This window comes from Labilibaculum sp., from assembly GCF_041595635.1.
Classification (GTDB): Bacteria; Bacteroidota; Bacteroidia; order Bacteroidales; family Marinifilaceae; genus Labilibaculum.
The window spans coordinates 1-16903 of the sequence record NZ_JBFHJW010000079.1; the positions used below are offsets into that span (position 1 = coordinate 1).

The window sequence follows — 16903 nt, forward strand, 5'->3', positions numbered from 1 at the left end:
AGCGACCATAAAATGGACGATGCCGATCCAAAACTGGGGAGTGATACTCAATCAGTTTTTAGCTATATTTGAAGAAAGGGTCAGACTTAACTAAAGTCTAACCCTGGAAATATCACTTACACACTTTGCGGGACAGTGTCTTTTTATGGCAAGTGCATTTACCCTTTTCATGTCTCATGAATATCATTTATTTAACGAACGGTTTGTTAATTCAAATTTCTTTATTCGAAGAATTTTTAGAATCGCACCCATGTATTTTTTAGGTATATTTTTTTTTACATGGAAGAATGGTTTCGAATCAAATGGAGTTCTTATATCCAATTTTTTATTTATCCATGGAGTTAGCCCCTATTGGATAAATGATTTGGTACCGGGTGGCTGGTCTATAACTGTTGAAATGACTTTTTATGCTATTGTTCCATTATTAGTAAGCAGAATAAAGAACTTTGAAAAGGCTTTAATATATACTATAACAACAATGTTTGTTGCGTTTTTTTTTAAGTTTTTATTTATACAGTATCCACTAATCAATTCAGAAGAGCTTTGGGGGCAATTTTTATATTATTATTTTCCAAACCAGTTACCCATATTTTGTCTTGGAATAGTTGCATATTTTCTTATTGTGAAAAAAGATTTTATTGTTGAAAAAAGGAATACTATAATCGCTAGTGGCATTATGTTGATCTTAGTTTTACTTATGGGCTATCTTAGATATAGGATAGCACTACCTCTACATTTTGTTATATCTATAGGCTTTTTTGGATTAATTTGGATGTTATCTAGAAAAGAATATTTTGTTTTTGTAAATCAATTCACTTGTTTTTTTGGTAAGATTAGTTTTAGTGCTTATTTAATTCATTTTGCTGTATTGGGAGCGATGGCTAAATTTAAATTTGTCGATTTTATAAAAGTTAATACTCAATTTGATACGATCCTTAACTTTGGAATAAGGTTAGCTTTTGTTATTGTAACAACAGCGACTATATCTAGATTTTTCCATTCACTTATAGAAGTCCCTTTTCAAAATTTAGGAAAGAAAATTATTCATCAGAATGAAAAAGGAGCGAAAGGATATTTTGATTGGAAAGTAAATCGAACAAATTGAAGTACAAATCAAAAGGTGTAAATAGGCATGTATGATATTACTAATAAACATTAAAAAACCATTATGCAAGCAGCCAACCGGGTAGCTAAAAATACCCTGATTCTCTACGCCAGAATGGCGATTACGGTTTTTATCTCTTTATATGCCACACGACTCGTTTTGTTGGCATTAGGAGCTGCCGATTTTGGGATATTTAATGTAGTGGGTGGTGCCATTGCCATGCTCACCTTTTTAAATGCTGCCATGGCTTCGGCAACACAGCGCTTTATGTCCTATGCGCAGGGAGAAGGAAACCACCAAAAGCAGAAAAGTATTTTTAATGTGAGTGTCCTCCTTCATTTTTTCATAGCTCTTGCAGTGGTTGTGCTTTTAGAAGGAGCAGGCTATTTTCTTTTTAATGGTGTACTGAAAATAGATCCTGAGCGAATGGATGCTGCCAAATTGATTTTTCAGTTTCTGATTGTAAGTACTTTTTTCACCATTGTATCTGTTCCTTACGATGCTGTAATCAATGCCCACGAAAATATGCTTTTTGTCGCCATTCTTGGGATATTGGAAGCCATTCTAAAACTCAGTATCGCTTTTTACGTGACTTATACTCACTTTGATAAATTGGCAAGCTATGGTTTGCTAATGGCTTCTCTTGCGGTTTTGCTACTGATTATTCGACGTATTTATTGTCATCGAAAATACGAGGAAGTAGAAATTAACATTCGAAAATACTACGATAAAAGCCTGTTTAAAGAGATGACCAGTTTTGCAGGTTGGTCCTTTCTGGGGTCTTCTAGTAGCATGATTGCCAATTATGGGCAAGGCATTGTGATTAACATGTTTTTTGGGACAGTGGTGAATGCAGCGCAGGGGGTTGCAGGACAAGTTAGTGGTCAATTAGGCGTTTTTGCAAATGTTATGTTGAAAGCATTGAATCCGGTAATTGCAAAAAGTGAGGGAGCGGGGGATCGGAATTTAATGCTAAAAGCATCCTTGTTGGGAAGCAAAGTATCCTTTTTTATGCTCATGTTTTTTTACATTCCAGTGTTGATTGAAATGCCTCTGATTTTTAAATTTTGGTTAAAAGATGTGCCGGAATATGCGATCATTTTTTGTCGCTTATTACTGCTTAGAAATTTGATTGAACAGTTGTTCTTGACTCTTTCTTCTTCTATTGCGGCAGTGGGGAATATTAGACAATTCCAGATTGTTAAATCAGTTTTGAACTTTCTTCCCTTACTTGTCTCTTATATTTTGTTTTCATACAATTATCCACCTTATTTTTTATACTTAGTTTTTATTACTTACTCAATATTTAATGGTGGTATAATTCTTTTCTTTTCAAAAAAATATTGTGGTTTATCCATTTTATCCTTTTTGAAAAATATCCTAAGTAGAGTTCTTCTTTCATTCACTTTAACCGCATTATTGGCAATCCTGCCTGTTTTATTTATGCCAGATGGATTAGTACGCCTCTTACTTGTTTCGGGAATTAGTTTTATCGTATTTCTGCTTACTGTATGGTTTGTTGGATTAAGAAATGAAGAGCGAGAGATTTTTGGCAGAATGATAAAAAATATAAGCGATAGAATATTTTCAATAATCAGAAGGTACGCTTTCAATCAATAACGGTTATAATAAGAATACAATCAGAAATGAATTTATCTGAAATTAGATACAAAATTAAACGTAAAGTTTGGAGCAAACTTGTTAGAAAAACACGCACTAAAAGCTATTATCCCAAATTTTATAAAGCCTATTGGTACGCCCATTATCACATGCCGAAAAGTAATAAAGAAGTAAATTATTTTACTGCGATTCCCAATCGAGGGGCGGGTATTGGGCATCAAATGGCCAATTGGATTGCAGGCTACTGGTTTGCCAAACAGTTTGGTTTGCCATTTGCACATATTCCTTTCTCCACGCAAAAATGGGAAGATTTTCTTGGTTTTGGGGCTGGAGAAGTCCTAGCGAACGAGTTGATTAAGAGTCAAGGATACAAGAAGGTTCGTTTACCACTATTCGATGAAAAAAATACAGATGAAGTGGTAAGTATACAAAAAATTATTGCTTCTTATGGGGATCAGAAAGTAGTTTTTGTTTGCGAGCAAGATCAGTTCTATCGCGATCAGTTTGGGGTGATGGAAGAGATCAAACAGAAATTTCACCGAGCCAACAAGCATAGGAAAGAACAACTTATTTATACCAAAGAGAATTTCAACATTGCCATACATGTACGCCGTGGAGATATTGTTATCGGACAGGATAACAAAAATCCGAACCTGATGATGCGTTGGCAAGATAATACTTATTTCGAAAAAGTTCTTTCCTCTGTGGTCGAAAATGTAAAAACAGACAAACCAATTGCGATTTATCTTTTTTCGCAAGGAGTACGGTCTGACTTTCCTGAATTTGAAAAATTTGAGAACATTCACTACTGTTTGGATATGGGAGCACAAGATTCTTTCCTTCACATGGCATGCGCCGATTTGTTAGTTACCAGTAAAAGTTCTTTTTCTTATAAGCCCGCACTATTGAATAAGGGCATAAAAGTATGTCCTGCTAATTTTTGGCATGGCTATCCGAAAACGAAGGATTTTGTGATGGTTAATGATCTAGGTGAATTTGTTATTAATGATTTGAACTAAAAAAATAATGAAAGACAGAATAATCTTTATTGACAGACTTAAAGGGTTTGCAATTTTTTTAGTTGTCTTTGGTCATATAATCCAAAAGCACACTTCTGACTCTGTATTAAATCCTTTATTTGAAGCAGTATACTCTTTCCATATGCCGTTTTTCTTTTTTTTAAGTGGTTATATTGCTGAAAAAACAACGAAAATTGACACCTTAAAAAATTATGCTACATTCATGAACAAAAAAGCGATTAGTCTTCTAATCCCTTTCTTTATCTGGCCAATTGTTGTAAAACAATATATTATTAATCACAATTTTACTTGGTCAATATATGAACTAAGCACCGAAGCATTCCATCAACTTTCTCAACCATCCATTTGGTTTCTGTTGTCTCTTTTTAAAATCATGATAGTTTTCTCGTTTTTTGTTGTTATTGCAAAAATATTGCGAACGCAAAATAAATTGGGTATTGATTTTTTAGTCTTGAGTTTTTTAAGTCTAATAGTTTTTATAAGTAATCCTTATGAATACAACAATATTATTTTTTTAATACATACTATTTTCTTTTTTATAGGTGTCTTTTTGTCAAAACATGCACTAGTTTATAAAATATTTAATAATAAGTTGATTTTCCTAAGTTCAGCAATATTATTTTTGTTGTTGATTAATTTTTATCAATCAACTGCACCTGCTACGAATTTATTGAAAGGCCTTAAAATTTTGTTAATTGGAATTCTGTCATTATGTGCGACCATCACACTTTATAATTTTGCTAAGGTTTTAGAATTGCCTAAATGGCTGGATAATTTTTTACAAGTTATGGGATCGGCTACCTTGGTAATATATGTAACTCCAATTAATATAATTCCTGATTCTTTTGTGTTTTCAGCAAATTACCCCTTACTACTTATAGCAATGGGAGCTACATTAATTGCTGTAGTACATATGTATATCAGTCTTGGTATCGGGAAAATAGTAGCATGTTTACCAGTATTAAACTTGCTACTATATGGTAAACGAATTAATATAGATAATGTTAAAGTAAAGATGCTTAAATATGTTCCAGTAATGAGAAAATATTCCTGATTAATAAATGGTCCCTATTCCTATAACCAGTTTTACTATTAAAGATCATAAAGTCTGTCCTGCAAAAGAAGATTGGATTTTAGTAGTTGATAATGGAGAGTTATCAGACCATCATTTGAAATATTACAATTATAAATAGCCGATGAAACAGCGATTAGAATATGTTGACCAAATGAGAGGAATAGCGATTATTGGTCATTTGATCCAATTTAATGATTTGGCAGGAGGAACACAGAATCCTTTGTTTGAATTTATTTATTCATTCCACATGCCATTGTTTTTTATGATCAGTGGTTATATTGCAAATAAAGTTACAAATATTCATAATTTCAGATCCTATGGAAATTTCATTTTAAAGAAATTTCGGACGCTCTTAGTTCCTCTGTTTGTTTGGTCATTAATAATAAATAAGTTTTTTTTTAGTGCTCACTGGAGCTTTATTACCCTAGATGATATTAAGAATGTAATATTAAATCCCGGCTTGTGGTTTCTTAAAACACTATTTGAAATTTTTTTAGTCTATGGTTTGTTTCAATTAGTTAGCATGCGGATTGATAAACAGAATAAACTATTTCTTGATATTTTTCTTTTAGTTATAATTCTAAGTATCCTTTTTGGCGGTTATCTATTAGTAAACAATTCTTATTTTGGTTCTTTACTTTTATATACAATATCTTTCTATACTGGTGTTTTTATCTCAAAATATGCATGGATTGAAAAATTGGTCATGAACAAATGGGTGTTTACAATTTGTACATCAGGATTTATGATATTTGGTTGTCATTGGGTTTTTGGTGGCAATATGATTGATGATCTTTACAAGATTATTATTTCTGTAATGTCCTTTATTTCGATAATGAATATATGTAGACGGATTAAATGGAAGCCAATAATTAGTAATCAATTTATTTTGTTCGGAAAGGAATCATTGGCTATTTATATCATCCAATTTTATTTAACAGATTGGAAGCTTGAGAATGCTGGACTAGGTTCAATTAATTCATTTGTCTTATTAACTATTTTATTTAGCACCTCTGTTTTTATAGCATACCTATGTGTCGGATTCTCCAGAATAATAGCACTCATTCCATTTTTTAATTATACTATGCTTGGCAGAAAGGATATATAATATTTACATTAAAAGGCATAAGAATTTTTTGCTAGATGTTTGATGGCTATATTCAAAGGAATAATGGTTATTGGCAGATGATGAAGGAAATTTTGAAAGAAACGAATTGAGCTAAATAATAGTAACAATCAGTAAGTAATGAATAAACTCACGATCAATACCCTTAAAGTACTCCGAAAGCTTTACGCAAAAACTCTTGGGAAAGAAGCCTTAAAAAAGCCAGAATGTGATCAAGATCCAGATTCTGTATCACAAAAAATATATGAGGCTTTGATGGCTGATGAGCCATGTATGATTGCTCGTTTTGGAGGTTTTGAACTTTCAATATTGGTAAACTATTTGGGTGTACAAAAGGGACCTAAAAATATTATTAATTACATAAAGGGCAACGAACTGGATTGGTGGTGGAATGAAAAACTGATTGGATTCATGAATACCAATGCGGGTTTTTTTCCTCCTACAGTTGATAAAATTGAAGAGTTTTGCGAATTGATGGTTCAAGATATTAAACAGGTTAATATTTTAGGTTCTTGGTTGCCAGAAGAAAGGATTTTTAGCAAGGAGCTGGGGAACTGTAAGAAAATTAATTTTGAGCTTTTAAACCCTTATTTCTCTAAAAACCCTTGGACAAAAGCATTAGAAGGAAAGAAAGTATTGGTGGTTCATCCTTTTGTAGAAACTATAGAACAACAATATCAGAAAAGAGAATTATTATTTGAAAATAACCTATTACCTGCATTTGAATTGAAAACAATCAAAGCTGTTCAAAGTATTGCAGGAGAAAAGACAGAATTTAATGATTGGTTCGAGGCTTTGGATTACATGAAATCTGAAATCGATAAAGTAGATTACGATATTTGTTTGATTGGTGCTGGGGCTTATGGTTTTGCCTTAGCTGCACATGTAAAACGGATGGGTAAAAAAAGCATTCATTTGGGGGGTAGCTTGCAACTTCTATTTGGCATACGAGGGAAAAGATGGGAGGATGAGAACTACAACCCAACATACAATTATGCTCGTTTAATTAACGAACATTGGGTGAAACCCGGAGATAAAGAAAAACCAAAGGGTGCAGCGAAAGTTGAAAGTTCTTGTTATTGGTAATCTGTTCACAAATAAACAAATAATTTATGCATATAGGAATATCAGGTCCCATTTATATCCCTTCCATTAATATACAGTACACTGGTGATAGATCTAAATGGCCGGTAGGCATGGGTGGTGTCCCTGTTAATCATTTGATAAATGCTCTTCTTGAATTAGGTCATAAAGTTTCGGTGTTTTCTTCATCTCCTGAAATTAAGGTTGGAGATTCTTTTGAGTGGCATGAAGATAATATTTCAATTTATTTGGGACCTTTCAGGGATAGAGCAAAACACAGATGTCTTGATTTTTTTGCTGTCGAGAGGGATTACATTACAAAAGCCATAGTACAAGCACAACCTGATTTTGTACATGCCCATTGGCAATACGAATGGGCATGGGCTACCTTGGATAGTGGATTACCGACGCTTGTAACTTGTCATGATTCACCGTGGCATGTTTTTAAAGCTCAAACTGATTTTTATCGTTTTTTTAGAATGATAATGGCTGCCATTGTTTTATTTAAATCTGAAAAATTAACAACAGTTTCAGAGACTTGTGCAATTGGCTTAAAAAAGCTAACCTCAAAAAAGATACAAATTATACCAAATTTTGAGCCTGATGAAGTTTTTGGTTTTTACGAATCAATAACCAAAAAGGAAGAAAGCAGATGTATCGCTATGATAAATAATGGTTTTACATCTCTAAAGAACGTAGAGGTCGGAATTGAAGCATTCATACGTCTTAGAGAAAAAAACTCCAATGTAGAATTGCATCTTTTTGGTTCTTCATTTGGTGTAAATGAAAAAGCATATACTTGGTGCAGAGGACGATTTGATATAGAGAACATACACTTTCATGGATCTTTGCCATTCAAGGAATTAATGCAATGCTTATCAGGTATGGATATTTTTCTTCATACCTCTTTACAAGAGTCTTTTGGAATGGTATTAGTTGAAGCTATGGCAATGGGGATTCCAGTTATTGCAGGGAAGAGTTCTGGTGGTCCGGAGTGGATTTTGAAAGATGGTGGAGGCTTATTGGTTGATGTGTCAAGTGTTGATGCTGTAAAAAATGCCTTAATCAATTTAATGTATTCAAAAGAATATAACAAATTTTCAGTAAAAGCTCGAGAAGTTGCGCTTAGTCGCTTTAGTAAAAGTAAGGTTGTTGATCTTTACTTAGATGCTTATAAGGAATTGAACTAAGAGAGTAAATTGAAATGTTAGTGTCTTAGTAATATTATAGAAAAAATAAATAATGAAAGTACTACACCTTTTTAATGAAATCCAATTTTCCGGAGCTGAAATCATGTATGCCAATGCGGCTTCCCTTTTTCAAAAAGAGGGAGTTGAACTGTTGGCTTTTAGTACAGGAAAAGAAATGGGGACTTTTGCTCCTGTTTTTGAACGTGAGAAAATTAGAATATTTCATAAACCAATCGATTTTAGACCTTTTTCATTGAAAGGATTTATGTATTATACCAGCTTATATCGTTTTCTAAAAAAGGAAAAGATTGATGTCCTACATATCCATCGAAGTAGTTTGAATTTTGTTGCTTTTATTGCTTGGCTAGCGAATGTGAAATGCATAAAGACACAGCACAGTACATTTCAGAATCGAAAATTTACCAGACCTGTAGCCATTTTAAGACGTTTAATTCTTAGAAAATGTTTAAACGTTACTTTTCAGACCATTGGAGAAAGTGTTTATGAGAATGAGTTCCATTACTACAAGAATCCTTCGGTACGAATTAACAACTGGTTCGATTCAAAAAAATTTTTTCCAGTAAAAGATGAGCTAGAAAAACTTGCAATTCGTAAAAGCTTGTCCATTCCTGAAAAAGCTTTTGTTCTTATTTCAACAGGCGCTTGTACTGAAAACAAAAGTCATAAGGATATCATTCGGGCTTTGGCACTAATTAAAGATCAAATGAATGTGATTTATCTTCATTTGGGCACAGGCGAGTTAGAACAAGAAGAAATAGTCTTGACCAAAGAGTTGGGAATTTCAGATCAAATTCATTATATGGGGAATCAACAAAATGTGAGGGATTTTTTGGTTGCTTCAGATGTATATCTGATGCCTTCCAAATTTGAAGGATTGGGTAATTCTGCACTAGAGGCCATGGCGTGTAAAGTCCCCGTGATTTTAAATGATGTAGCTGGATTAAGAGATTTAATTGAGAATAATGATAATGGATTTTTAATTGCACCTGATTATAGGTTAATGGCTGAAAAGATTCTTTACTATTTCGAAAACCCTTTGGTAGCTAAAGAAAAAGCAGAGAATGCCTATTCCTTTGTAGTTAGTGAATTTTCTATGGAAAAGAATGCTACTAAAATGATTGACTTGTATAAAAAAAATGAAAATTCTACCGTAACATACGGTAGTGCAAAGCAATATTAGAACATAAATTGTATTCTTAAAATGAAGAATTTTATTCTATATATAGGTATTCTGATTTATATTTTTTTATCTACAAGTGTTGCTGCTAAAATCGGAATAGGAATGGTGGGTACATTTTCTTCGCTCATCATTGTATTGTTGTTTATTCACAAGATAATCGAGCAGGACTTTGATCAATTGTTTCGTAGGTTTAAAACAGAGTTTTTGATTATTGCAATTGGATTATTTATTATGTTGTTGAAATATGCTTTGGGGGATATTCAGGCAATAAAGCAAGTGCTATTTTTTATCCTAGTTCCAATGATACTTTCAATTTTAATAAAAACTAAAGATGGTTTTACTAAGAATAAGTTGAGAAACATAGTCCTATTTTTTTTCGTATCGGAATGCCTTTTGGCAATTTTTGAACGTACAAGTGGAATTAATGTTTTCCCGTATGTCCAGGAATTGTCAGATTCTATTTCTACTCCAGCTTGGGATTTTAGGAGTACTGCTTTTTTAGGTCATCCTTTAGGGAATGCCCTAGTAGTATCGACAATTATGGGTTTTGTTTTAACAACAAGTATGAATATTAGGAATAAGTTGTTTTTTGTATTACTTGGGTTTGTTGCTTTGCTATGTTTTAACGCTCGGGGAGCATCGCTTGCATGGTTTGTATTGGCATTCATTTATCTGATTTATATTTTGGTTAATTCAAGACGGCTGAAAATATCACCATTTTTTATTATTGGCTTCTCAATAATTGGTGCTTGTTTTCTTGGATATTTGATGATCGAGTATGGCTTCGGTGGGAGATTGTTGCATTCTGATATTTTAGATGGTAGTGCACAGACGAGATTGGACGTTTTTCAAGCTTTTTCCTTTATTAATAGTTCAGATTTTTGGTTGGGTAATTCTTCAAACTATCTAAATGTAACGGAGAAATTAGGTGCTGCAGGGGTTGAAAATTCATACGTTGTTATTATTCTTAATTATGGAATTGTAATGTTTTTGCTTTTGTTTGTTGCCTACTTTTTTTGGATGAACAGACTTTTAAATACCTATACTTTGTTTCATAAATTCTTAATTATAGCCTCATTTATAGTGGTAGGTTCAATGAATAATGCTTTGGCAGGTGATATGCCTTGGGGTTTTTTCATAATATGTGTTCATTCTTTCCCATTTCTAGGTAAATCAGAAGTAAAACAAATAATAATTACTCAAAATTTAATAAATACTAAGACTCCAATTATAAGATGAATAACATAGCCGTACTCCTCACCTGCCACAACCGGAAAGAAAAAACAATCACCTGTCTAACATCTCTATTTGAGGCAATATTACCCGTAGGTTTTTCTTTGGATGTTTTTTTGGTAGATGATGGTTCTACCGACGGAACAGCTGAAGCCGTCAGTAAGAATTTTCCAGTCGTGAACATCATACAAGGAGATGGAAATCTTTTTTGGAATCAGGGCATGCGTTTGGCATGGGAGGCAGCAGCAAATCATCAAGCTTATGATTTTTATTTGTGGTTGAACGACGATACCTTACTCGATAAAAATGCCATTATAGAATTGCTTGCGACATATTCGGTAGCATTAAAAGTTGATCAGTCAGAGAGTATTATAACAGGAGCCTGTCGGAAATCAGAAACTGAAAATGAATTTTCTTATGGAGGGAGAACAGAGATTTGCCCGGTAATTCCGAATGGAGAACTACAAGCCTGCAAGTACATCAATGGAAATGCTGTTTTGGTTCCCAAAAACATTTATAATAAAATAGGAATTCATTCTTCTGACTATACGCATGGTATGGGAGACTTTGATTATGGTTTGCGTGCTTTGCAAGCAGGTTTTAATTGCTATACTACAAAAGAATATATCGCTATTTGCCCTCCTAATGAAGGAATTCCTGCCTGGTGCAATCCAAAGACCCCACTAATGAAGCGTTTACAACTATTGTATTCTCCTTTAGGCTTAAATCTGAAAGAGTACAATACTTTTCGTAAAAAATTTTGGGGTTGGAAGTGGATGATTTTTGCAGGGAAAGCCTATGCAAAAGCATTGTCTCCATCAATTTATCAAATTATTTCAAAATAGTATCCTTAAATTATTTTATAAGCAATGGCAAAAATCGCGCTTGTATGTAAATATATCCCTTACTATCGTTTGGGCGTATTCAATGAACTTAGTCTAATCAAGGAGGCAGAATATGAAGTGGTCGGAGATATTAATGGTCGTGAAGGAATCGAAACAATCTCAACTGATATTTTAAAAAAAACCGCTAAAGATGGGGGGATTACATGGTGTTCCTCTAAGAGCTATTATTACACAAAGAGTCTTCAGCTTTGGCAGACTAATGTAGTATCCAAGATCTTTTCAAAAGAGTATGACCTTTTTATTTTGGATGGTGCTATTTCGCATCTTTCAACTTGGATCTTTTCCCTTTTATGCAGAATTGCTGGTAAAAAAATACTTTTTTGGTCTCATGGTTTTAAGGGGACCGATAGAGGTTTAAAGAAATTGATTCGAACTGTTTTCTTTAAATTTCTGCCTCATGGGCTTCTTTTATATGGCAACTTTTCTAAAGGTATTATGGTAGCTGAGGGTTTCGATCCATCAAAAATATTTGTAATAGGCAATTCTCTAGATTACCAGAAACAAAAAAAAATAAGAGAAGAATTATTAAAAGATCAATCAAGTCTACAAAAGCTGAGAAAATCTATTTTTAAAGAAGATCATAAAACCCTCGTTTTTATTGGTCGGCTTGTTGCAAATAAAAAAGTAGATAAGATTATTCAATCTTTGTATAAGCTTAAAGGGGAAGGTTTGAATCTAAATTGCATTGTTATTGGAGATGGGCAAGCTAAGCAGCAGTTAATTGATCTAGTTGATAAATATCAATTGCAAAGCCAGTTTCATTTTACAAATGCGTTGTATCAAGAAGAGGATATAGCCAAATTCTTTTTAATCTCAGATTTAATGGTTTCTCCCGGAAATGTAGGACTTAATTGTATTCATGCGTTGGGATATGGAGTGCCTGTTTTAACACATGATAATTTTAGTGAGCAAAATCCAGAAGTAGAAGCTATTGTGCACGGTAAGAATGGATTCTTGTATAAGCATAATGATTATGACGATATGACAATTGCAATTAAGAATTGGTTCATAAAAGGAAATGTAGATGCCTTTTATGAATGTACTAAGTCAATTGAATCAAACTTTAATCCCCAAAAGCATTCTCAGAACATCAATAGTGCTGTTTTAGAAACAATTAAATAGTCAGAACATAACTTTTATGGGAGCTAAAAAAATGAAGATTATCCAACTGATTACTTCCATCAACTTGGGTGGTGCTGAAAATGTTGCTTTTAATTTATCGGAATTCTGTCAAAAGGATACTTCGGAGAGATTTGAATTTACGATTGTTGAAATATTTCAATCTAAAAATCAATACGCTCAAAACAAAAGAAAGGGACTGATCTCTAAAAACATACGAATTAAAACCCTTTTTCGTGGTTCTAAACGAATCAGTTTACTCTTTGCACCTTTCAAATTATTTTTTCTCCTATTAAAAGAAAAACCACAACTGGTTCACTCTCATACTGATCTCCCAGATTTTGTATTAGGGGTAGTTCTTAAGATGTATTCGTTCTTTAGCTTTAAGAAGCCTCAAATAGTTAGATCAATTCATAACACAGAACTGTGGTCAACGCATAGGTCAATTGGGAAATTTACAGAATCTGCTTTTAATGATGATTTTATTGTAGGCGTTTCAGATGCCGCCTTGAAAGCATATCAAGAAATTAGAGAGTCTTGCAAGTTGTCACAGTCAAAGAATCAACAAGTCATTTTTAATGGATGTGATATTCCAAAAGAAGAACCTATTAAGCTAGTAATTGATTCTACTAAAATTAATATTGCTTTTTGTGGGCGGTTTGAATATCAGAAAGGAATTGATATTCTGATGGAAAGAATTGTTGAAATAAATAATAAACACGAGAAGCAGATTGTTTTTCATCTTATTGGTTCCGGAACTTACGGAGAAAAGCTTTTAGATCTTTCTAGTCAATTTTCAAATATCAAAATTCACGGTCCTATTGATAAAATTGCCAATAAATTACATGTTTTTGATTATTTAATTATGCCATCTCGCTTCGAAGGTTTGGGTTTAATGTCACTTGAAGCATCCCTGGCAAAGCTGCCCATAATTGCGGCAATTGCTCCCGGCCTTTCAGAAACATTACCTGAAAATTGGCCTCTTTGTTTTGAATTGAATGATTCTTCATCATTGCTTACTATTATTGATAAGTTAGTTAATGAAGAATACAATTTGGATGAGTTAAAAGAGCAAGCATTTGAATTTGTTTCCAATAAATTTTCTTTCGAAAATATGATTTATAAATATTCAGAACTTTATGCTTCTATTAAATAAGTTTTTGTTTGTGAACCGATTAAAAGATAAATTTTGAAAATACTCATCATACACAATCACTACAGCAAGTTTAGTGGAGAAGAAGCGGTTGTAGAAGCACAAATTAAATTATTGCAAGAGAGCGGGCATACTGTAAGCACCTATTTTCGGAAGAGTGTCGAAATTGAGACGATGCCTTTGGGCAAGTTGCGTTCTTTCTGCTCGGCCTTCTATAATCCACGTTCAGTAAAAGAGATCAAGCGTTTACTAGTCTCAGAGCAGCCCGATTTAGTACACATTCACAATCTATTTCCCTTAATATCACCAGCCATTTTGCCTGTCATTAAAAAAGCAGGCATTCCCATTGTTATGACGGTTCACAATTACCGTTTGGTCTGTCCCAATGGATTGTTTTTTAGCCAGGGAAAAATATGTGAAGCTTGTGCGGGCAAAGGAAAGGAATGGAATTGCATTGCTAAAAATTGTGAATCTTCCCACTTTAAAAGTATGGGTTACGCCTTGCGCAACTGGTGGGCTCGCAAACAAAAATACTATTTGAAACATGTGGATGCTTTTGCCTGCTTAACGGAATTTCAGAAAGAGAAGTTGGCAAGCAATGGTTTTGCAGCTGAAAAATTGTTTGTCATTCCGAACATGTACAGTGGGAAAGTGCAAAAAGAAAAAAAGATTGCTTCAGGAAACACGAAAAAGTACATTGCTTTTGCAGGTCGAATTAGTCCGGAAAAAGGAATTGATGTTCTTTTTGAAGCAGCCAGATTGCTACCACATATTCCTTTTAAATTAGCAGGAGGTGTTCGGGAAGATTATGAATTGCCTGTGAAGCCAACTAATGTTGAATTGGTCGGGATGTTAAAAGCAGATGAACTGAATGAATTTTATCAGGCTGCGTCTTTATATGTGTTATCTAGCATTTGGTACGAAGGTTTCCCCATGGTATTTCCTGAGGCCATGAATCATTCTTTGCCCATAATTGCGCCCAATATGGCTGGTTTTCCAGAGGTCGTTAGAAATCAGGTTAATGGTTTACTATTCGAAACGGGCAATGCAAGCGATTTGGCAAAACAGATAGAAAGCTTGTGGAGCGATCCGCAAAAAGCAAAAGAATTTGGTGAAGTGGGTTATCAAAAATTACAAGAAAAATATACGCCTCAGCAATATTCTCTCAATCTGCAGCATCTCTATCAGCAGGTTCTTACCACATCCGCGCAAGCGCAAACAAAAACAAACTTATTTTAAATGATGCATACTTCTAAGGCAGAAGTCCTGGGCTATGAGGTCTATGGCTCAGACTTATCGAAAATTAGGATTGGAAACAGCTCGGTTATCAATACCCTCAATGGACATTCCTACAATGTTGCCAAGGGCGATCCGGAATTTCGGGAGGCTTTGCAGGCTTCGGACATCCTCTTACCCGATGGCGTATCGGTGGTTTTCGGAGCCCGGGTATTGAGCGGACAGAAGATTCAGAAGATAGCCGGTTACGATATCTTCACCCATCTATTGGAACAATTGAACAAGCAGAAGGGATCGTGTTTTTTTCTGGGGGCCAGCTTAAATACGCTGCATCTGATTGGGCAACGTTTGGGCAAAGAGTTTCCGAATGTTAGGGTCGGTTCTTTTTCCCCTCCCTATCGGGCACAATTCTCCGAGCCCGAAAATAAAATGATGTGTGAGCAGGTGAATGAATTTCATCCAGATGTGTTGTTTATCGGCATGACCGCTCCCAAGCAGGAAAAATGGGTACACGCAAACAAAAGCCGCTTAAATGCGGGCATCATTTGCTCCATAGGGGCGGTATTCGATTTTTATGCCGGCACCACCCAGCGTCCAGCCAATTGGGTCATCAAATTGAAATTGGAATGGCTGGGCAGACTGCTAAAAGAACCCAGGCGCATGTGGCGCAGGTACCTGCTATCTACACCCGTCTTTTTTATTGATGTGTTTAAAAGTAAAGTCAAAAGGTCTTTAAAAGTCAAATAGTCAAATCCCGATACTCGGGACCAGCAGAGCTGGAGGAAAAAAGGTTAAAGGATAAAGGAGAAAGGTTAAAGAAAAGCCCAAATTCCACAAATTTCACAAATTAAATATTCCTTGAGAAGAGTGCTCTCAACGCACAATGTTGAATCAGGAGGATTCGGAATTTAGTCCGGAGACCGGGACCCATTTAGTGAAGAAGGCGTGAAACAAAAGACTGTGTGAGCGAAGCGAGTTTCTTTTGTTTAGACTTCGAGCTTTAATGGGTGGTTGAGGACGCCACCGAGGATTTTTGGCTTACTTTTTCATCGGAAAAAGCTAAGAGCCCCTCCGGCTTGAGGAGAAGAAAAAAATACCTGGACGCAGATAACGCAGAAAGAAATGATTAAAAATGATTTTGCAAAATAGAGACAGATTGCCACGTCGTACCTCCTCGCTACCGAGCTTGCGAGATCTCCGAAGGTCATGACAGCAACAGTGGAGAGGGGAAGAGGCGAAAGAGCGAAAAGTTCGCAGGGTGATCATTAGCGGCTGTCATCCTGAGGGAAGCGCAGCGACGAAGGATCTGCTTATTAATTAAGAATTAACAATAAATAATTAAGAATTCGAATGCCGAAACAGGGCAGCTCGACATGGACAAAGCAGGTGGGGCCCCTTAGAGAGGAAGAGGCGAAAGTGCGAAAAGTCCGCAGGATGATGATAGATGAGCTGGACCCGCATCAGAAAAAAGAGCGTGAAGAAAATCCGAATTCTTTCACGTTAAGAAACCTGACTTGTTTGAGGAACGTTAGACCCGAAGCATGAGGGGCTAAAAGGACGAGTTTCAGGTTTTAGAGAAATAATTTGATTTTTAGGTCTTTTATCTGCGCGGTAGATTTTTTATTCACAATAATAATTTTCACGGGTGTTCATGATCTCACTTCGTTCGGTAGTTTACTTTTTTATCAATGGAAAAAGTAAAAGTCTGTCCGACTTGAGGACAAAGAAAAAAATACCTGGACGCAGATAACGCAGAAAGAAATGATTAAAAATGATTTTGCAAAATAGAGACAGATTGCCACGTCGTACCTCCTCGC

At 34.7% G+C, this 16903-nt stretch carries 14 protein-coding genes; all 14 read left to right on the forward strand.

What is annotated here, in order from left to right:
* The first annotated feature begins 109 nt into the window (after positions 1-109).
* The 14 genes from ABYT26_RS15825 to ABYT26_RS15890 all read left to right on the forward strand — a co-directional run bounded on the left by ABYT26_RS15825 (position 110) and on the right by ABYT26_RS15890 (position 15833).
* Positions 110-1105, forward strand: a complete 996-nt coding sequence (locus tag ABYT26_RS15825; protein ID WP_372755685.1) for an acyltransferase family protein — start codon at positions 110-112, stop codon at positions 1103-1105.
* Between the two features lie 63 nt (positions 1106-1168).
* Complete coding sequence (locus ABYT26_RS15830; RefSeq protein WP_372755658.1) at positions 1169-2725, forward strand: hypothetical protein; 1557 nt, start codon at positions 1169-1171, stop codon at positions 2723-2725.
* A 149-nt stretch (positions 2726-2874) separates the two neighbouring features.
* Positions 2875-3744, forward strand: coding sequence for an alpha-1,2-fucosyltransferase (locus ABYT26_RS15835; RefSeq protein ID WP_372755660.1), 870 nt, complete (start codon positions 2875-2877; stop codon positions 3742-3744).
* 7 nt (positions 3745-3751) lie between these two features.
* On the forward strand, positions 3752-4819 hold the full coding sequence (locus tag ABYT26_RS15840; protein ID WP_372755662.1) for an acyltransferase family protein: 1068 nt from the start codon (positions 3752-3754) through the stop codon (positions 4817-4819).
* 142 nt (positions 4820-4961) lie between these two features.
* Positions 4962-5948, forward strand: a complete 987-nt coding sequence (locus ABYT26_RS15845) for an acyltransferase family protein (RefSeq protein WP_372755664.1) — start codon at positions 4962-4964, stop codon at positions 5946-5948.
* 138 nt (positions 5949-6086) lie between these two features.
* A complete protein-coding gene (locus tag ABYT26_RS15850) occupies positions 6087-7052 on the forward strand; it encodes a hypothetical protein (protein ID WP_372755666.1) in 966 nt (321 codons plus the stop codon).
* A 26-nt stretch (positions 7053-7078) separates the two neighbouring features.
* Complete coding sequence (locus ABYT26_RS15855; RefSeq protein ID WP_372755668.1) at positions 7079-8239, forward strand: glycosyltransferase family 4 protein; 1161 nt, start codon at positions 7079-7081, stop codon at positions 8237-8239.
* 52 nt (positions 8240-8291) lie between these two features.
* Positions 8292-9440: a glycosyltransferase family 4 protein gene (locus ABYT26_RS15860; protein WP_372755670.1), complete on the forward strand. Its 1149-nt coding sequence runs from the start codon at positions 8292-8294 to the stop codon at positions 9438-9440.
* Between the two features lie 21 nt (positions 9441-9461).
* Positions 9462-10679, forward strand: coding sequence for a hypothetical protein (locus ABYT26_RS15865; protein WP_372755672.1), 1218 nt, complete (start codon positions 9462-9464; stop codon positions 10677-10679).
* Positions 10676-11518: a glycosyltransferase family 2 protein gene (locus ABYT26_RS15870; protein ID WP_372755675.1), complete on the forward strand. Its 843-nt coding sequence runs from the start codon at positions 10676-10678 to the stop codon at positions 11516-11518. Before ABYT26_RS15865 ends, ABYT26_RS15870 begins: the two co-directional genes overlap by 4 nt.
* Positions 11519-11542: 24 nt before the next feature.
* Entirely contained in the window at positions 11543-12700 is a 1158-nt protein-coding gene (locus ABYT26_RS15875) for a glycosyltransferase (RefSeq protein WP_372755677.1), read from the forward strand.
* Positions 12701-12716: 16 nt separating this feature from the next.
* On the forward strand, positions 12717-13853 hold the full coding sequence (locus ABYT26_RS15880) for a glycosyltransferase (RefSeq protein WP_372755679.1): 1137 nt from the start codon (positions 12717-12719) through the stop codon (positions 13851-13853).
* A gap of 33 nt (positions 13854-13886) precedes the next feature.
* Complete coding sequence (locus tag ABYT26_RS15885) at positions 13887-15089, forward strand: glycosyltransferase family 4 protein (protein WP_372755681.1); 1203 nt, start codon at positions 13887-13889, stop codon at positions 15087-15089.
* On the forward strand, positions 15090-15833 hold the full coding sequence (locus ABYT26_RS15890; RefSeq protein WP_372755683.1) for a WecB/TagA/CpsF family glycosyltransferase: 744 nt from the start codon (positions 15090-15092) through the stop codon (positions 15831-15833). It begins immediately after the preceding gene.
* Positions 15834-16903: the final 1070 nt, after the last annotated feature.